A 20,355-nucleotide genomic window follows, 5' to 3' on the forward strand; every position below is an offset into this window, starting at 1 on the left:
ATCTGAATCATCCGGATCAGCGCGAGGCGATCGGTTCACCGATCACGATCTCGTCGCGGTTCTCGGTGGCGCGGTGGCCGTCACGCGCGGCGTCTCCGCCGGCATCGCGGGCGGTGGCGTTGCGATCGGTGCGCTCGGCGAGGCGATCGGCGGCGCGTGCCGCCGCGAGGGCGGCCGCCAGGGCGGGCATGCCCTCGAGGTTCACCGCGGGCACCAGCGTGCCGCCCCAGCTCAACAGCGGCATGCCGGTGACCGGCGGCAGCGAGGGCGCGGGCACGCGCCAGCTGTTGCCGGCGACTTCCTGCGACAGGTGCTCGGTGCTCATGCGGTAGAAGGCCTGCTGGGCCACCAGCTTGTCTTCGGTGGCGCGGTGGAAGTAGAGCGCCAGCGGGGACTGGAAGCGCGTGACGAGGGCATCGGTGTAGAGCGCGTTGCCCTGCAACTGCAGCCAGAACCGGTCCTGGGGCGTGATCAGCTGCGCGTCGGCGGGACGCGCGGCGGCGCTCACGTTGTCCAGGCTGATGGTCACGGCCGGCGTCTTGATCCTCAGCTCGCCGCTCGCACTGGCATCGCGCAGCGCCACCTCGGCGGGCAGCGTCAGCTGGCCGTCGCGGGTGGAGAGCCGGGTGATGTCGACCTTCTGCGTGCCGGTGACGGTCAGCGCGATCTCCTCGGCGCGGGTGCCGTCGCGGCCGGTCAGCGACAGCGTGGTGACCGGCGCGCCGGCGCCGTCCACGCCCAGCGCGATGCGTGGCGCTTCCACCGTCAGCGGTCCGCCGTCGAGCAGCGTGAGGCCCCCGACCTCGAGCGAGTCGCGCGAGCTCAGCGAGCCGCCGCGCAGCGTCATCTGGCCGGCCGCGAGACGGCCGTCGATCCACAGGTTCGGATTGCCGATCAGGTGGTCGACGCTGAGGCTGCCCTTCACCGTCATCGTGACGGTGCCATTGGCCGCGCTGATCAGCGGCGAGTACAGATCGCGCTCGACGACCAGGTGGATGTCGCCGCTGCCGGTGGCCACGCTCAGCCACGGCAGGTCGACCACCAGCGGATCGCCGATGCCCAGGCCGGCCTTGAGGTCGGTGCGGGTGCCGGCGGAGGTCCGCAGATGCACCGCGGCATCGGGGCGGCCGAGCAGCTTGCCGCCGGCCTGGACCGACAGCGCATCGCCATGCCCGGTGACGGCCGCCAGCAGCACGTCGCCGCTGGCCTGCAGCCGCAGGTCGCCTGCCACCTGCAAGGTGCTGCCCTGGCCCATCCGCCATGCCGCGGACTCGCTGCTGAACGCGCCGCCAGCGGTGAGGTCGCGGCCGTCGGCGAGCTGCGTCGCGCCGCCGCTCTTCAAGGCGACGTCGCCGCCCGCGGCCACGCCGGCTTGCAGCGCGAGGTCCTCGCCCGCAGCGACAGACAGGTCGCCGCCGACGTGGAGCTGGTCCAGCTGCGCCCCACCCACAGCCCGCAGGCTGGCATCGCGGCCGGTCGCGAGCAGGCTGCCCGCTTCCATGACCACGGCGTGGGCGCCGAGCTGCAAGGCACCGCCCACGCGCATCGCGCGGCCGGCGCCGAGGCGAGCCTCGCCCCCGGCCTCGACCGCGGCGTTGCCGCCGACGGTGAGCTGCTCGCCGATGTGGAGGTCGCCGCCGGCTTGCAGCGCGAGGTCGCCGCCGATGTCGACCTGCTTGTTGAGGCGCACGTCGCCACCGGCTTGCAGGGCGAGGCCGCCACCGACATTGACTTGCTCGTTGACGCGCACGTCGCCACCGGCGTGCAGCGCGAGGCTGCCACCGGCATTGACTTGCGCGTTGACGCGCACGTCGCCACCGGCCTGCAGCGCGAGGTCGCCGCCGACGTCGACCTGCTTGTTGACGTGCACGTCGCCGCCGGCTCGCAGCGCGAGGCCGCCACTGGCGTTGACCTGCTCGTTGACGCGCACGTCGCCGCCGGCTTGCAGCGCGAGCTCGCCCTTCGTCGTCACCTGTCCGTCGAGGCTCACGCCATGGCCGGCCTTGATCGCCAGGTCGCCGCCAGCGCTCAGCGCCGCGAGCGTCTGCGCACCCGTGGTGGAGAGCGACAGCGCGCCACCCGTGGTCATCGAGCTGCCTGCATCCATCGTGAGCGAGTCGGCCTTCAGCTGCGTCGCACCGCCCGCCGTCATGGCGCTGTCCACGCCCATCGTCACGGTGGCGGCGTTGAGCGTGATCGTGTCCCCACTGCGCAGCGCCGCGCCGGCGGCGAGTTGGACGGCCCCAGCGTCGATCGACACCTGGCCCGCCTGCATGCCGCTGTTCAGCGCGACCCCGCCCGATGCCTGCACCGTCAACGCGCCTTGCGAGATCCAGCCGCCATCGACCGCGAGGCGGTCCCCCAGCAGCGAGGCCGAGCCCTGCACCGACACGGCGTCCCGCGTTTGCACCGCGCCTCGTGCCTGCAAGGCGAGACCGCCACCACTTTCCAGCCGCGCCAGCCGGACATCGCCATCGGCGACGACCATCATGTCGCCGCCCGATCGCAGCAGGCTCGCGTCGCCGGCTTCCAGGGTGCGGGCCTGAACGTCCAGTCGTCCACCGGCGCCCAGGGTCACGCCCGGCGCGAGGAGGAGCGCATCGCCCGCCACCAGGGCGATATCGCGTGAAGCCAGCATCTCGCCGTTCAACGAGACGCGGCCGCCCGCGGCCAGCGACAGCGCGCCGCCGGTCGTCACCTGCGCCAGGACCTGCTCGCCGCGGGTGCGCAGCACCAGGTCGCCGTCCGCGGCGATGCGGCTGCCGGTCGCCATGCCCAGCGAGCCCGCGTCGATGTTCAAGCCGCCGGCGGCCGAGAGCGGCACATCCGCCGAGATCGTCACCGCCTCCGCGTCGACCGACACGCTGCCGGCCTGGACCGCGCGGTTCAGCGCCACCGTCCGGTCCGCGCGCACCCGCAGCGCTCCGGCCGAGTTCCAGTCGCCGTCGACGCTCAGGTCCCGCAGGCGCAACTGCGCGTCGCCATTCACGCCGACGCGGTCGGTCAGCGTCACCGCGCCGCCCGCCTGCAGCGCGAGCGCGCCGCCCACGTCCAGCAATGCCAGCGTGACGCCGTTGTCGCTGACGAGCTGCATGTCCGCGCCCGAGGCGATGCGGCTGCCCAGGCCGGCTTGCAGGCTGGCCGCCTGCAGAGACAGGGAACCGCCCGCCTGAACCAGCGTGCCAGGGGCCACCTCGATCGCACCACCGGCCATGCCGATCAGCGACTGACCGGCCACCGCCTGCTCCCGCAGCGACAGATCGCCGCCCGCCTGCAGCAGCAGGTCGGAACCGGCCTTCAGTCGTGCGATCGACTGGCTGCCCTGCGAGATCAGTTGCATCGCGCCGGCGGCTTCCAGCGCACTGCCGGCGCCCATCGCGATGCCACCGGCGTTGACCGTCAGCGCGCCCGCGGCGTTCGCCGCGACGCCATCGGCCAAGTTCAGGTCGCTCGCGTTCAGCGTCAGGTTCGCCGCATACAGGCCGCTGTTCAGCGTCAGGCCCCGCGTCGCCGAGGCACGCAGGTCACCGCTGGAGAACCAGCCGCCGTCGACGGCCAGCGATTGCGCATTCACCTGCGCATGACCCTGCACCGCCGCCGACTCCGCCAGCCGCAGCGCGCCGCCGCTCTGCAGCAGCAGGTCGCCCAGGACATTCACCCGGGCCAGCGTCTGGTCGCCCAGCGTGACGAGGCGGGCACCGCCGGCACTGTCCAGCAGGCTACCGGTGCCCATGAGCAGACGGCCGCTGTCCACCGACAGCGCGCCGCCGCTGGTCAGCGTCACGCCATGGCCGAGCGTGAGGCTGTCGGCGAACAGGGACACATTGAAGGCCTGGACATCGGCGTCGAGCGCGACGCCGCGGGCCACATGCGCTTCCAGATCGCCGTTCACCGTCCAGCGGCCGGCAACCTGCAGCTCGCCCGCGTCGACGCGGGCACCGGCCTGGCTGCTCAGTCCTTCGTCGGTGCGCAGCGCGCCGCCGGCCGACAGCGCCAGCGCGCCACCGGACACCGCCTGCGCGAGGCCGAGGTCGCCGCGCGCGGACAGGGCCATGTCGCCCGCCGACAGGAAGCGGCTGCCGGCGCCCGCCTGCAGCGCATCCGCCTGCACGCTGAGCGCGCGGCCCGACTGCACGGTGGCCGCCGCGTCGAGGCGCATCGCGCCACCGGCGGAGAGGGCCACCGCGCCGTTGGCATAGGCCGCTTCACGCAGCGTGAGCGCGCCGCCCGCCTCCAGCACCAGGTCGTTGCCGGCGTAGAGGGTGGCGAGTGTCTGGTCTCCGGTCGTGGTGAGGTGCAGGTCGCTGCCGCTTTGCAGCTGGCTGTGCGCGCCCATGCCGATGCGTCCGGCGTCCACCGCGATGGACCCGGTGGCTGTCGCATGCACGCCGTCGGCCAGGTCCAGCGAGTCGGCGGTCACGCTCAGCGTCCGGGCCTTCAACAGCGCCTCGATCGCCACGCCCTGGGTCGCGGTGAGTTGCAGGTCGTTGGCGGAATACCAGGCGCTCTGGAGTCTCAGGCTGTCGGCCTGCAGACGGCCCAGGCCCTGCACCGAGGTGATGCCAGCGACGCTTGCCGCGCCGCCCGCGCTCAGCAGCAGCTGGCCGCCCGACTGCAGCGCGTCCAGGGCCGCGCCGCCGAGGCTGGTGATCTGGAGGTCTCCGCCCGACACCAGGCGGTTGCCGTGGCCCGCGGTCACGCTGCCCGCCTGCAGGTCGAGCGCGCCGCGCGCCTGCACCAGCGAGGCATCGGCCAGCGACAGCGCGCCGCCAGCGCGCAGGCTCATGCCGGCATTGGCGGTGGCGAATTCACCGATCGACAGGGCGCCGCCGGCCTGCACCGTCGTCGCGCCGCCGGAACGCAGACGCGCCAGCTGCTGGGCGCCGGTGGTCGTGAGCGTCAGCGTGGCGCCCGCGTCGATGCGGCTGCCCGCCGCCATGCTCAGCGTGTCCGCCGTCACGGCCAGCGATCGACCGCTGTACAGCGAGCCGGCCGCCGACAAGGTGACGGCCTGCCCGGCCGCGGTGGTGCTCGCCCCCCAGACCGTGCTGTCGATGGTCAGGTCCCGATCGCCTTGCAAGCGCAGGGCACCGCCGGCGGTGAGGCCGCCGTCGATCGTCAGCTGCGCCGCGCGCAAGGTCGCATCACCGGTCGCCTGCGTCGCCTCCGTCAGCCGGGCATCGCCGGCCGCCTGCAGTTGCAGATGGCGGCCCGCCGTCAGCTGAGCCAGCTGCAGGTGGCCGTCGCTGGACAGTTGCAGGTCGGTCGTCGCCGCCAGCTGGCTGCCCGCGCCCGCCGTCATCTCGGCGGCCTGCGCCGTCAGCGATCCGCCCGAGGTCACGGCCACGCCGGCATCGATGGCCAGGCGGTCGGCCGCCATCACGATGGACTGGCTGCCGTGGACGGCGTCCTTGAGCGACAGCGTGCCACCCGCCTGCAGCGTCAGCCTGCCGCCGGCCGACACCTGGGCCAGCGAGACGTCGGACCGGCCGAAGAGGCCGAGGTCGCCCCCGCTGACCAGGCCGCTGCCCGCGGCCATGTCGAGGCTGCCGGCGCTGGCCCGCAGCGAGCCGGCCGCCTGCAGGCCAGCGCCGCTCGCGACGAGCAGCTTGCCGGCATCGACCGTGATGTCACGCGCCCGCACCCAGTGATGGAGGTCCACATCCCGCGCGGCGATCAGGCCCACGGTGTTGGACGAGCCGAGCTCCCCGTCCAGGCGCAGGCCGTCGGCCTGCAGCAGTGCATTGCCCTGGACCCAGCCGGATTCGGTCAGGCGGGCCTGGCCGTCCGCGCGCAGGTCCAGCCGACCGCCCACGATCAGCTGCGCGAGCTGCAGGTCGCCGGTCGTCGTGATCGACGCGTCGCTGGCCGACTGCAGCAGACCGCCGGTGCCGGCGCTCAGGCTGGCACCTTGCAGCGACAGCGCGCCGTTCGACTGCATGCTGGCACCGGACGCGATCTGGATCGCGCGCTGCGCCGTCAGGCGCGTGTCCAGCGCCGAGGTCGACACGCCGTCCAGGCTCAGCGCGCCGCCGGACTGAAGCACCAGCGACTCGCCGGCCTGCAGCGAGCGCAGCGACTGGTCGCCGGTCGTGGTGACCGTGAGCGCGCCGGCCGTGCCGAGCGAGCCTCCCGCGGCCATGGAAGCGCTGCTCGCCTGCAGGGTGGCCGGGCCTTGCGCCCAAGCCTCACCGTTCAGGGACAGCGCGCCGGCGGCGGTCAGGGCCAGCTCGCCGCCCACGCTCAAGCGCGCGAGCTGCTGGTCGCCGGTGGTGGTGACCGCCAGGCGGCCGCCGGTCGACAGCAGCGCGCCGTCGCCCATCGTCAGCTGCGTGCCGTCGAGGCGGGCGTCCTGCCCGGCCTGCAACAGGCTGCCGGCCGCGAGGTCGATGCGGGTGGCGTCGACCTCGATGCGCGCGCTGCGCAGCAGCTGCGACACGCTCAGCGTGCTGGAATTGAGCCGCAGGTCGCCGCCCGCCTCGAGGAAGCTCAGGTCCATGGCGCCCGCGGTCGTGAAGCGGATGCTGCCGCCGGCCGAGGCGCCGGCTCCTGCGCCCATCAGCAGCGACTGACCGTCGGCCAGCAGCTGGCCCGAAGTCGAGATCGGACCGCGCAGGCCGATCGCCGCGGTGCCCAGCAGATCGATGCCGCCGTCGCCTGCATTCAGCTCGCCGACCTCCAGCCCGCCGGCCGTGGCCTGCAGCGCCAGTGCCGAGGCGGAGAAACGTCCGCTCTCCAGGGACAGGCTGGTGCCGGTCAAGGTGGTGACGCCGCTGGTGAGCCAGTTCGCCGCCGCGGTTGCCGACACGGCGCCCGCGCTGTGCAGCGTGGCGCTGGCCGCGGTGAGCGTGCCCGCGAGTTCCACGTCGCCGGTGGCGTCGAGCGCCAGACCGTCCGACAACGACACCTGGCCCAGGCGCCAGCGGTTGCTGCTCTGCGTTTCCAGGTTGGCGGCGGTGCCGGCCAGCGTCAGCGTGCCGCCGGTCAGGCGCAGGCGCAGCGCGCGGTCGGCGGTGCCCAGGGCGCCACCGGCCAGCAGGCTGATGCTGTCGCCCAGCAGGTGATGGCCGCTGCCGTTGGACGCCCAGTTCGTCAGCGACCCGCCCGCGGTGACGCTGAGCATGCCGCCGGCGCCGAGGCTGCCCAGCGCCAGGTTGCCGCCCCCTTGGGAGATGTAGACGTCACCCGGCGCGCTGGCCACGCGCAGCGCGTCGCTCAGTGCCAGCCGGATCGGCGCGGCGGCCGTGCCGATGCTGCCTTGCGACACCGCCAGGTTCAGCCCGTGGGCCGTGATGGTGGTGCCCGTGCCGGTGGTGCTGGTGAGGCTGCCGCCCGCGCTCAGGCGCACGTCGCCTTGCGTGGACTGCACGCCGCCCAGCGCCATCGCCTGGTCGGACTCCACATACAGCGCGTCGCGGCTGGTGGCCTTGAACACGCCCGACGCGTTGACCTTCAGCGGATCCTGCTGCTTGACGGTGGCGAGCACCTGCGCGTCGGTCGTGACGAAGCTGAGGTCGCCCGGGCCGGCGTTGACCAGCGCGGCCTTCTCCGCGTCGCTGAGCACCGGGTTGGCGCGGGCGATCGCGATGGCCAGGCTGGCGGCGTCCTTGCCGACGCTGCCGCCGGTGGTCTTGAGGGTGACGTTGTTGCCGCTGATGTTGGCGGCGCGGTTGCTGATGTAGGTCGAGGTGACCGGGGTCAGCGCAGCCTCGCTGATCGCCACCTCCAGCTGGCTCTGCTTCCACTTCGCGCCCGCGACCAGGCTCGCGTACAGCGCGGAGTTCGTGTCCAGCGTGTAGCGCCAGCCGGTGTCGAAGGCCGCGGCCGTGTCGAAGGGCAAGGCGTTGCCGAACTGCGCGCTGAAGAAGCTGGTGATGCCCTGGTACTCGGCCTTCACCGCCGCGGTCACCGCGGCATCGCTCAGGCTGGCGGCGCTCACGCCCTGCTGCAGCGCGACGCGGGTGCGCATCGCCTCCAGGTAGGCGGGGGCGATCGCGAAGCCGGCATCGCTGGCGTCGCTCAGGCGCTGCTTGATCAGGTGGTACTGCTGGTAGCGCGCGCTGACCTGGTTCTCGAAGGCCTTGACGGTCTCCTGGCCGGCGTCGGCGCCGGTCATGTTGAGCGACTGCCAGAGCGCCGACAGGTAGGCGGTCTCTTCCGCGCTGCGCTGGCTGCTGCCGATGCCGTTGAGCAGGCGGCCGTTGTCCAGCGTGATGCTGACGTCGCCGCCTTCGGCCGTCAGGGTGTTCAGCGTCAGGTCGCCGCTGGCCTGGCGCAGCGCGATGTCGCCGCGGGTGTTGACGGTCAGCGTGCCGGTGACGGCGGTGTTGACGACCTGGCTGCTCGACACGTCGCCCAGGCCGCCGAAGCTGCTGGTCAGGTTGACGTTGCGACCCGCCAGGTGGGTGCCGTTGCCGACCGGCAGCAGCGACTTGTCCGAGACCACGGTCACATCGCCGCCGCCGCTGATCTTCTGCAGTGCGATCGACGAGGACTGCGCGGTCAGGTCCAGGTTCACTAGGCCGCCGGCGGTGGCGCTGATGTTGCTGGTGATGGCGTTGATCGCCTGCGCGCTCGTGCCCAGGTTGCCGCCGGCCGTCAGGCTCAGGCTCTGGCTGTTGACGACCGCCGCCGCGTCGGCGGTGAGATGGCCGGCGGTGCTGATGCTGGTGCTGCCCAGCGAATTGCTGATCGTCCCGTTGAGCGCGACGTTGGTGTTCGAGCCGATCGCGACGGTGCCCTGCGCCGCGCCGACGAACTGCATCTTGATCGCGTGGTCGGCCTTGACGTGGTACTCGATCGACATCGTCAGGTCGTACGGCACGTAGTACTGCCAGTAGCGATCGACGAAGGTGCCGCCGTAGTACGGCGAGTACGACCACCCCACGTGGAAGCTGTCGACCGAGCGCACCGACCCGGCGCTGAACACGCCGGTGAGGTAGTCGCTGCCGCAACTGGCGCAGGAGGTGACGATGCGGCCGCTGCTCGCGGTCCACGGCGTGTCCTGGTTGACGAACTTCCAGTCGCCGGTGGGCCAGATGGTGGCCAGGTCGTTGGTGCTGCGACCCGAGTAGCTGCGCTTGACGCGGGTGCTCTCGGTCCAGGTGTACCACTGGCCTTGCATCGGCTGGTAGCTGGTGGTGGCGTTGCCGCCCTCGAACCAGCCGTCGACAAGGCCGTTGACGTTGTTGTACGTCGTGGCGCTGCTGCCGGTGACGTAATGCTTGATCGACTGGCCCGCCTCATGGACATACCAGTCGGTGCGGTTGTCGTAGTTGGTGTCGGTGATCCTGATGATGCCGGTGGACTGGTTGCCGGCGTTCAGGTCGTTGACCACCAGGGCCTTGCTCGAGCTGTTGTTGACCTTGATCGTGCCCAGGCCGTCGTCGACCAGGATCTTGCCGTCCTGGCCGGTGGAGACGATCTTGCCGCGCAGCATCACCATGCCGTTGCCGCTGGCGTTCACGTCGGCCAGCGACAGCTTGCCGGTGGCCACGTCGTAGGTCAGGCCGATGCCGGCGTCTCCGCCGTTCGCCAGCGCCACGCCGGTGTCGATGCTGTAGGTCTTGGGCCTCCAGCTGCAACCGACGTTGCCGAACACGCAGACATAGGCGTTCTCGGTGTATTGCAGCGGCTGGCCCGGCGTGATGCTGACCGTGTCGCCGGCCTTCAGGCCCTTCTTCTCGATGTAGGTGGCGATCGCGGTGTCGAAGCTCGCGCCGATGTTCACCGACCAGTTGTTGAAGTTGCCTGCGCGGATGGTGCCGTTGATGTCGATCGTGCCGGCGTTCACCGCGATCAGCGAGGCGTTGAGCGCATCCTTGGTCACCGCCGTGCCGAGGAAGCCGCTGTTCTTGATCGTGTCGTAGCTGGCGCGCAGCGTGAGCTTGCCGGTGTAGTCGCCGACGTTGTCGAAGCCCCAGGTGCCGTTGCCGCGGGTGTCGCCGCCCGCGTCGTTCCGGAACGAGAAGGTCGTGCAGTTGGTCTTGCACTCGTCCGCGTCGTTGAAGCCCCAGTTCAGGAAGACGTTGGTGGTGACGGTGGCCCCGGAGCCGTAGGCGGTGGCGTAGTCGGTGCCGTAGAAGTACTTGTTGAAATCGGTGATGCCCTTGCTCTTGATCTGGCTCTCGTAGCGATCGCTGATGAACCACATCACCGCCTCTTCGGCGGAGGCCGGCTTCCAGCCGCGGCCGCTGGTCACGTAGCCCGACAGCGACAGCGGCGAGAAGCCGTAGCTCTGCATGCCGCTGGTGTTGACCAGGTAGACGTCGGCGACGGTCAGGTCCAGTTCCTTGGCGTAGATGCTGGCCGTCTGCAGCATGCTGCCGCGGGCGACGTCGACGGTGACCTTGCCGCCGAGGTTGGTGATGTCGCCCTGCACGACCAGGTCGGCGCCATCGACGCCGGGGTTGTGCGAGATCGTGATCTGGCTGCCGGTGCCGTTGCCGCCCTCGGACACCTTCAGCGCCGCGGGCAGGCTGTTGGCGGCACCGCCCGTCACCAGCACCTGGCCGCCGGCGTCGTTGGGAATGCTGAGCGTGTCGACGATCAGCGCCTTTGCGCTGTTGTTGACGATGGTGATCGTCGGGTCGCCGTGGGCGGTGATCGTCGGCGCGCCGGCCTTCACCGTCACTTTGTCGGCGGCGAGGTGCACGTCGCCGCCGGCGGCGGTGATGCCCGACACCACCACGGCGTTCACCGTGCCGGCGGCAAGCTCGCTCAGCAGCGGCGTCAGGAAGCTCAGCTGGCTTTCGATCTCCTGGTAGCGGGCCGAGTAGACGTAGGCGTCCCGCGCGGTCGCGTCCAGCGTGGCGACGTAGTCGTCGGTGACCTTGCGCTCGGCGCTGAGCTGGTCGATGTAGTCCTGCAGGCTGTCGCGCGAGCTGAAGCTCGGCATGTTGTAGACGGTGGCCTGGGTGCCGGTGCCCTTGGTCCAGCTGCCGTCGGCGTTGATGGTGACGGACTGGTTGTGGCGGGTGCCAGCCTCCACCGTGGCCGTGCCCTGGAAGGTGACCGTGGAGCTGGTGGTGCTGGTGCCGGATCCGGCCTTGGTCTCGGTGCTCAGCAGTTCCAGGTAGGGGTTGTGGCCGCGGCCGGTGCCGCTGACGACGACGCGCCCTTCGTCCGCCTGCAGCCAGATGTTGCGCACGCTGGTGACCGAGGCGCCGCTGCCGATGTCGATGTTGTTGTTGACCACCGCGTTGGCGTCGGCCTTCACGTTGGTGCTGATGGACGCGAGCGTCCAGTTGTAGACGTCGGAGACCGCGCTCAGCGACATCGTGTTGTCGGTGATGCTGTCCGCGCTGCGGCCCGCGTAGAGGCTGACGCTGCCGTAGCCGGTGATGAGGTCGCCGGTGCCCAGCGTGACGGTGTTGTTGACGGTGGCGTTGATGACGGCGGTGCCGCCGGCGCCGCCCACCGCGCCGTAGGTCTTGGCGTTGGCGGTGGCCCACACGTTCTGCAGCGCGTAGGTGCCGAGCTGCACCGTGTCGACCTCGTTCTCCAGCGTCACCGCGTTGCCCAGGGTGATGGCGTTGTTGGCGGTGCTGGTGATGGTGGAGCCGGCATCGGCGCGCTGGATCGCGCCGCCGGTGGAGATCTGGGCCTTGTCGAAGAGGCTGAGCGTGCTGTACGCGTCCAGCCGCAGCCGGTTGCCCAGCGTCTCGTGCGCCGACAGCGCGAACACGTCGAGGCTGGCGTTGTTGCCCAGGCTGATCTGCGAGCCCTGGGTCACGTTGACGGTGGAGCCGGCCGCGTAGCCGTTGATGCCGCCGCCCGCGCCGGCGTTCACCGACGCCTCCCAGCCCGAGACGGATGGGGTGGTGAGCTGCTCGACGGCGTTCACCGCGGCGATGTCGATGGCTTGCGATTCGAAGGCGGCGTAGGTGCCGAGCTTCACCTTCGCGTCGACGTCGATCGTGGTGGTCGAGTTGGCCGCGGCGCCGCCGATCACCGAGACGGCGGTGGTGTCGGCGCCACCGAAGAACTGCGTCGTGTGCTCGGCCAGCAGCTTGAGCCCGCCGGTGCCGACGATGTTGCGGCCGCTGGTCCAGTCCTTCACCTGCACGAGCACGGCGGGGCGGTCGTCGGTGTCGGTGGCCTTGACCACCGCTTCCGCCGCGCCGCCGCTCACGACGCCGCCGCTGCCGCCGATGGCGAAGGCCTCGTTGCGGTCGAGGCCGACGGCGCTGAGCGTCAGGTCGCCCGTGCGGCTGACGCCGGCGATCGGGTCGACGCCCAGCAGCACCTGCGTCGAGGTGCTGGACGATGCGGTGGACACGTTGCCGCCGAAGGCCAGGATGCCGCCGAAGTAGGCATCGCCCTGCGCGCGTTGGCCGGAGTAGCCGCTGGCGCTGACGCTGAGGTCGCCGAGCGGCAGCGTCACATGGTCGCCCACCTGGGCGACGGTCTTGCTGCTGTTGGAGGCGGTGACCTCGGTCCCGGCCAGGCCGAGCAGCAGGCCGCCGGATGCGGCGACCGCCTTGGCGTCGGCGCTGAAGTAGCTGCCCTGCAGGGCCGCGCTGGTCTCGCCGGTGGTGGCGGTCACCTTGACCTGGCCGCTGCCGGTGAACACCGTGTTGTTGGCGACGGCCGCGGTGGCGCTGGTATTGGCGGTGGCGAACGCGAACGAGCCGCCGACCGAGGCGCCCAGCGCCGCCTGAACGCCGTAGGCGCGGGCGTAGGTCTCCGGCCGCGCGCTGGCATTGACGGTCACGGTGCCGGTGGTGCCGGTATCGACGGTGCCGAACAGCTGCGCATCGGCGCTGGAGTTGTCCTCCGCGTTCGCGCTGACGCCGGTGACGTTGAGGACGCCGGCGCTCACCGAGAAGCCGGTGGCGCGGACCAGCCCGCTGACGCTGGCGCCGACGGTCATGGCGCCGTAGCCGTCCAGCGTGTAGCCAGTCTTGCCGATCCAGGCGTCGATGTCGCTGTTCTTCTCCGCGCGCACGACGCTGGCGCCGATCACGCCGACGCCCACGCTGACGTTCTCGGGGCTGTTCTCGTTGTCGCCGCCGACCTTGACGGTCGTGGTGTCGCGCGCGCTGACGACGAGCGCGCCGGTGTCGTTGCCCACCGCGCGGTTCACGCCCGCGACGACACGGTTCTGGACCAGCACGTCGGAGTAGGCGACGCCGATCACCAGGCCCCCGGCACCGGCGGTGAAGGCCTCGATCTCGCCGGCCGCGCCGCCGGCGCCGTCGCGCTCGAGGGCGCTCACGGTCACGGCATGGGCCTGCACGTTGCCGTCCACGACGGCGCTGTTGACGAAGTACTGGCGCGTGATGCCCAAGCCGCCCGACAGGCCTGCGATGGAGCCCTGCACCGCGCCGGCCAGCGTGTAGGTGTGGGTGCGGCCATCGGTGGCGACATCGAGCGAGTCGGCGACGACGGTGCCCCCCGAGACACGGGCCGCGAGCAGGCTGGCGTCGGCCACCTTCAGCGCGGTGCCATCGCCGGTGTTGGTCGTCGCGTTCGCGGCGGCCGACGTGTTCTGAACGCCGCTGGACAGGCTCAGCCCGCCGCTCTGCGCGTTGAGCCGGCTCTGCTCGGCGCTGGTGAGCTGGCTGTTCTGCTGTGCGTGGCTCTGGTTGACCGCGGCATCCGCCGCGGCGGCGGTGTCGGTCAGCTCGCCGTCCGCGCCGCCGGCATCGCCGGAGCCGAACTTGATGAAGCCCAGGCTGACCGCGCCGGCAAACTTGCCGGCACCGCCCGCGACGCTGCTCATGCCGACTTCGCGATCGGCATAGCCCTGGACGTCGATGCTGCCCGCCTTCACGTCGCTGCCGACAAGTTCGGCGACGGTCGAGGCGCTCGACAGCGCCACGTTGAAGGTGGCGCCGATGCCCACGAGGCCGATGCCGGCGCCGGCCGCGTGCTGGTTGGCGCTGTAGATGTCCTGGGCCGTGATGGCCAGCGAGGTGGCAGCGCTGCTGCCGTCAGCGGCGCGCAGCACCGTGTCGTACATGCCGGCGCGTGTGTCGCCGGTCTGGTCGCTGACGTTCACCATGCCCGCGATGCCGGTGGCAGCCACGCCGATGCCGGCGCCGAAGGCGTAGCTGTTGATCACGGTGGCGCGTGCGGCGTCCACGCTGACCGTGCCGGCGTTCACCGTGGTGACCGTGGTGGCGTTGTCGTCGTCGGGATCGCGGCCGATGGTCGCGCGGGTCTCGCCGCCGATGCGGCTGACGGAAAGGCCAAAGCCCACGCCGACCTTGCCGGCCCCGGCCACCGCGCCAGCGGCGACGTCGCTCTCCTGCTGCCGATCGGCGTTCACCGTCAGCGTGTTGGCGGTGGTGGTGCCGCCCTTGAGCCAGGCGGTCACGTCGCCGTACTGCGTGGTGACCACCATCGACGCGGCACCGGCGCCGGTGCCGCCGCCAGCGCCGCCGGCCGCGACGGCCTGGGCCGTCTGCGTGGCGGCCGCATCGAGCGTCAACGCATCCGCCTTCACGGTGCTGCCCTCGACGCGCGCGTCGACATCGTGCGTCTGCAGGTTCATTGCCAGGCCGGCGATGCCGGCGCCCTGGCTGGCACCGGCCAGGCCGGCCGCGATGCCCAGGCCGAAGCTGTGGCCGCTGGCGCGCACGGTGACGTCGGCACCGGCTTCGCCGCTGACCCCGGCGTTGACGGTGCTGTTGGTGACGCGGGCGCTGGTGCGGCCTTCGAAGTCGTTGGTGGTGACGTTGATCGTCACCGCGGCCGCGCCGGTGCTGCCGGACCCGGCCACATCGACGGTGCGCATCTTCTGCGCGCTGGTGGCGTTGACCGCGAGGCCGCTGACGGTGGTGCTGCCTTCGGTGAGGCTCTGGTCCTGGAAGGACTGGCTCAGCGCGCCGGTGTCGACGCTGTCGCCGGCGGTGGAGAGGTCGGGCGAGACCGGGCCGTTGGCGAGTTGACCGCTGCGGATCGCGACGCTGCCGCTGCGGCCCAGGGCCTTGACCTCGGCGTTGTCGACCAGCGCTTCGGTGATGCCGGTGTCGACCGCGGTGCTCACGGCCAGCGCGCCGGCGGCGGCGCCGGTGCCCAGGCCGATGGCGCCGCTGCCGACAGCATGGAAGGTGTCCGCCTGCGCGGACACGCGCACGTTGTTGGTGGCGTCCACCTTGGCCGCGCCGGCGATCTGCGCGAGCACATGGCCGTCGGTGACGCTCGTGCCGATGGAGGCCGCGCCGGACAGCCCGCTGGCGCCGGAGACGCCGACGTCGAACGTGTACAGGTCGTTGCGACGGCTGGCGTCGACCAGCAGGCTCTGCGTGTAGATCGTCGTCGAGCGCCCGCCCAGCACTTGCGCGGTGACGTCGCTGTCGATGCGGTTGGTGCCGACGCCGATGGCGGCGGCGATGCCGTTCTCGGAGCCGGCGCCCATCACGCCGAAGGCCTGGTTCTCGGTGTCGTCGGAGGCCTTCACCGAGAGGCTGACCGGGCGGTAGGTGGTGTTGCCGCCGACGGTGTTGACGGCCCGCAGGCCGGCGTCGACGGATTGGTCGACGTTGTTGATGCCGAGCGCGCCCGCGAAGGCCAGGCCGCCCTGCGACAGCGCAACGCCGGCGGAGAAGGCGATCAGCGTGTTCGGGTCGCCGCTGGTGCCGCTGGCGGCGGAGACGTCGACGGTGCCGTTGGTGTAGAGATCGGTCCAGCCGATCTGCGCCGTGGTGGCGTGCTCGCGCGTCCCGATGAGGTTGAGCGCCAGCGCCAGGCCGCCGGAGCTGCCCTTGGAGACGGCCAGCGCGCCGGCGCCGGCCACGATGTCGGCGCGGTTCTGCGCCGTCACGCTGATGGTGCTGGCGGTGATGGCGCCGCTGGCGGTGGTGGCGTTCCAGTCGCCGATGCGGGCCGACAGCGTGTTGTTGACCTCGTTGACCGCGACCGAGCCGACGCCCGACAGTGTGCCGGTGGAGACGCCCACGCCGGCGGAGACGGCGATGGCGGCGCTCTCGTCCTGCGCGTTCACCTTCACGGACGTGGCCGTGACGGTGGAGCCGGTGATCGCGGCCTCATGCGTCTGCTGGATGTCGTTGTGGGCGTAGGCGATGCCGACGTTGGACTTGCCGTACTGCAGGAAGCCGGCGACGCCGAGCACGCGCGAACCGGTGCCGTCGAAGCTGCCGCCCGGGCTGGCGAAGTCGGCGACGAGCGCGCCGCTGAAGTCGAAGTTGCCGTTCTCGCTGCCGCTGCCCAGGCCATCGAGCGTGGTGTCGAGCGCCGTATTCACGGCGCCGCGCACATCGAGGCTGACAGTGCCGGTGTTGGCCGCCGTCGAGCTGACCAGCCTGGCGCCGTGCGTGCCGCCGACCTTGTTGATGACGAAGCTGCCGGCGAAGCCCAGCGCGTCGTTGCCACCACCCAGGCTGGCCGCGCCGGAGGCGATGCGGCTGGCGTTGGTGGCGCTCAGGGTGAGCTTGTTGAAGTCGGTGAGAACGGACCCGGAGATCAGCGCCTCGGTGGCGTCGCGTTCGCCGTTGCCGATCTCGGCATAGGTGATGGCCAGGCCGACGCCGCCCTTGCCGCCGCCGAACAGCGAGCCGCCGCCGACGCCGATGTCGGTGCGGGTGTAGGCCTGCACGTCCAGGGTCCGGCTGGTGTCCTGCGCGTCCAGCGTGCTGTCCTCGATGCGGGCGCTGGCGCTGTCGTTGACCTGGGCGGCGGAGGCCGACACGCCGACGCTGTAGTTCTTGCCGCTGGCGTTGTTGGTGTTGACGGAGAAGCCCAGGCCGATGCCCAGCCGCTGTCCGGCTTGCGCGGCCTGCACCGTCACGTCGCCGGCGTTCAGCGCCGTCACGCCGGTGAGCACGGCTTCGGCGTCGTTGTTGCTCAGCAGGTAGGCGGCGGCACCGGAGAAGGCGGTGGTGCTGCTGGCGGCCGGGTCCTTGGCGGCCATGATGAACGCGGCCGAGCCGGCGGCGCCGACCTGCACCGTCTTCTCGAGCGCCTGCACGTCGATCGCGCTGCGCGTGGTGCGGGCGCTGACCGTCACGCCGGTCACCTGAGCCTGGGTGTCAAGGTCAGTGAGGTTGGCGGCGAGGCTGCCCGAGATGCCGAGGCCGGCATCGGGGTTCTGGGCCACGCTGTCGCCCGAGCCGCTGTCCTGCTGGCCGCTCTTGGACTGGCTGCTGATCTGCGACTGGGAACCGCCGAAGGCGGAGGTCAGCTTGCCTTGCAGCGCGGCCCACTTGTCCTCGAACTGCTGGCCGTAGCCCGGCTCGCCGGTCTTGGGCGTGGTGGCGGCGCCGGCGGCGGCGATCGAGCTGCTGGTGCCGTCGGTGCTCGCGTGGACGGTGAGCCGGTCCGTCGTGATGCCGGCGGTGGGGGCGCTGCCGGTGTAGGCGGTGCTGACCGGGGTGTAGCCGGTGACGAGCGCGTCGTCGTCGCTGTTGTCGCCGATGCGGGCGCGGGTGGTGCCCTCGCTGTCGTTGATCGCGATGGCGACGCCGATGGCCTTGGAGTCGGTGTAGGCGAAGCTGCCGGCCGCGGCCCAGTTGCCGGCGTACTGGTGCGCTTCCACGCCGATGGCCGAGGCGGTCAGCCGGGCGCTGTTGCTGATCGACGCGCGCGTGTCGTTGGCCATCGAGAACACGCCGAGGATGCCGTTGAACGCGGTGCCCGAGCCCATGCCGGAGGTCGGCGCCACGACGATGTGGGCGTCGTCGTTGGTGGCCTTGACGGCCAGGTCGCCCGCGCCGGCGTTGACGGTGGCGGCGCTGCCGATGCCGGCCACGGTGGTGCTCTGGCTGCCGACGTAGGTGATCGAGGCGCCGAGGGAACTGCCGTCGTCGCCCGCGCCGACGGCGGCGCCGATCAGCAGCGCGCCCATGTTGCCGGCGATGTCGATGGTCTGCGCCTGGCTGTAGGCGTAGACGGCGGTGGCGCCGCCGAAGGTGAAGCTGGTGGCGGCGTCGGCGAAGTCGCCGAGATCCTTCAGCGTGTGGTTGGCGGTCCAGCCGCCAGCGGCAGCGGTGCTGGTGAGTTTGGCGCGGCTGCCCACCCACGCCTTGGTCTCGTGGGTCTGCGCCTGCAGGTTGAAGGAGAAGGCGATCGCGTTCTCTTCGGCCTCGCCGGCGGCGTTGGCGAAGCCGGATAGCAGGCTGGTGCCCAGGCCGGCGGTGGGGGTGAGGTGGTCGAGGTAGTCGCTGAAGCTGTCCCACCGGTTGTAGGTGCTGACCAGCGGCTGCCACTGCTCGGCCGCGACGCCGATGCGCGCGGCGGTGATGTCGGTGTGGTCGCCGATCTCGGCGCTGGCGCGCGTGTCGCCGATCGCCAGGTTGATCGCGACGCTGGCGCTGTTGGCCACTTCGGGGTCGGACGCGGTGCCGCTGCCCTGGCTGGTGCGGGCGGAGACGCTGCTCTCGCTGGTGGTCCGCATCTCGCGCACGTCGGCGCGCGCGCCGACCACGACGTTGCCGGACGACACGAGCGTGGGCGCGCTCTTGCCGGCGACGTTGTTGCCGACATGGGCGACGGCCTGGTGGTCGTACTCGGACAGCGTGAAGGCCGCGCCGACGCGGAAGTCCATCGAGCCGTCGGCGTTGCGCGCCAGGTCGGCCGCGGCGTTGACGGGCACGACGCGCGACATCGCGCTGTTGACGAAGCTCTGCGCTGCGCCGATCGCGGCCAGCGGCGCGGCGCCCAGCGTGCGGAACAGCAGGCTCTTGCCGACGGTGGAGCTGCTGTGCACGCGCTGCTTGGTGGTGCGGTCGAGCGCGAGGACCTCGACGTCGCCGACCTTGGCGGCCGGGGTGCCGACACTGGCGCCGAGATCGGCGATCGCGCTGGTCACCAGGTTGCCGTAGGCGACGGTGGCGCCCAGCGCGGTACCCGCGAGACCGTAGGCGGTGGCGCCGACGTAGAAGGAATTCTGGTTCTCGGCGTTCACCGCCAGGCTGCCGGCGGTGACGGTTGCGCCGGTTTCGACAAGCGCCTTCGAATGCGAGCTGGCTTCGCCGATGGCGACGGAGGCCACGGCGGTGTTGTCGTTGGTGGCGACGAAGGTGAGGGCGCTGACGCTGAGCGTGTTCTCGTTGTGCGCGGTGACCGAGAGCTTGCCGCCCGCGCTGAGGGTGGCGCCGCTGGTGACCTTGGTCGTGCTGTCGGAGGTGGCCTTGCCGTAGACCACGGCGGCGCCGATCAGCGAGTTGCCGTTGAGGGTGATGGCGGGGTCGTCGGCCAGGGCGCGGGCCTGGCTGGCGAGGGTCAGGTTGCCGGAGGCGGTGACCGAGGCGCCGCTGCCGACGGTGAGGGTCGCATCGGCATTGGCGCCGACCCAGTTGGCGTTGAGGCCGCTGACCGCGCCCAGGGCGATGGTGGCGGCCCAGATGCCGTAGTCCTCGCTGTAGGACGAGCGGGCCTGCGAGCTGGCGGTGGCGCTGAAGTCGGTGGCGACGATATTGCCGTCCAGCGTGATCGAGGTCGCGGCGGTGGCCTGGCCCATGCCGACCTTCTCGGTCGAGGTGGCGGTCAGGGTGACGGCGCCGGTCGCCGCGCCGTTGGTGCGCTCGGTGTTGAGCCTGGAGCCGGTGTTGAGCGCGATCGTCGGCGCTTCGATGGTGATGCCGCCGTCGGCCAGCAACTGGCCGGACACGGCGACCGCGGTGCCGGACTTGCCCTGGGCCACGATCGAGATCGTGCCGCCGTCCTGTTGCAGCGTCTTCGGCGCGGTGAGGTCGCCGGTGTTGACGGCGGCGTCGCTGACGTAGCTGGCCGACTTCGCGTTGCCAGCGGTGATCACGCCGGTGGCGTCGACGCTGACCTGATCGGCGTCGATGACCACGCCGTCGCGCGTGTTGACCTTGCCCTGGATCGTGACGAGGCCGCTGGCCGACAGCGAGTAGGTGCCGGTGGCGAGGTCGCCGATCGGCTTGTTGCCGCTGACGAAGTCGTCGATGTCGGTTTGCGAGGGTGTGCGCAGCGTCAGCTTGCCGACGTTGACGACGCCGGTGGCGCCGACGAGGAAGCCGTCGGCGCTGGCGAAGGTGACGTCACCGCCGAGGGTGCCGTTCTGGTAGGCGTTGAGGACGCCCCAGACCTGGGGGCGGCTGCTGCGGACGATGTTGACCAGCTTGGAGCCGGTCGGCACCTGCAGGTTGACCGTGTGGCCGTCGCCGACGATGAAGTGGTTGAAGACGTTGACCGCGACACCGCCGGTCGCGTGGTTGTTCACCACCTGCTGGACGTTGGTGCCGGTGGTGGTGACGGTGGAGAAGCCGCTGACCGGGTCGATGTTGTGGGCCGGTCCCGCTGCCCACGCGTTGACCGAGGCCGCCGACAGCAGCCAGCGCAGCGGCCGGCTCACCTGGCGCGCGGCGGGGGCTCGGCGCTGTGGACGACGGGAGGCGGGGGCGCGGCGCTTGGACATGGCGG

Annotated in this window: 1 protein-coding gene; it reads right to left on the minus strand. The window is 71.6% G+C overall.

Annotated features, from left to right (window positions below):
• Window positions 1-16 precede the first annotated feature (16 nt).
• On the minus strand, window positions 17-20,350 hold the full coding sequence (locus tag CS062_RS08885; protein ID WP_099861292.1) for a leukotoxin LktA family filamentous adhesin: 20,334 nt from the start codon (window positions 20,348-20,350) through the stop codon (window positions 17-19).
• Window positions 20,351-20,355: the final 5 nt, after the last annotated feature.

Source organism: Roseateles chitinivorans (genome assembly GCF_002761755.1).
GTDB lineage: Bacteria > Pseudomonadota > Gammaproteobacteria > Burkholderiales > Burkholderiaceae_C > Roseateles > Roseateles chitinivorans.

Excerpts from the sequence above, each read along its gene's own strand:
- CS062_RS08885 (WP_099861292.1), bottom strand. The coding sequence starts at position 20,350 with ATGTCCAAGCGCCGCGCCCCCGCCTCCCGTCGTCCACAGCGCCGAGCC.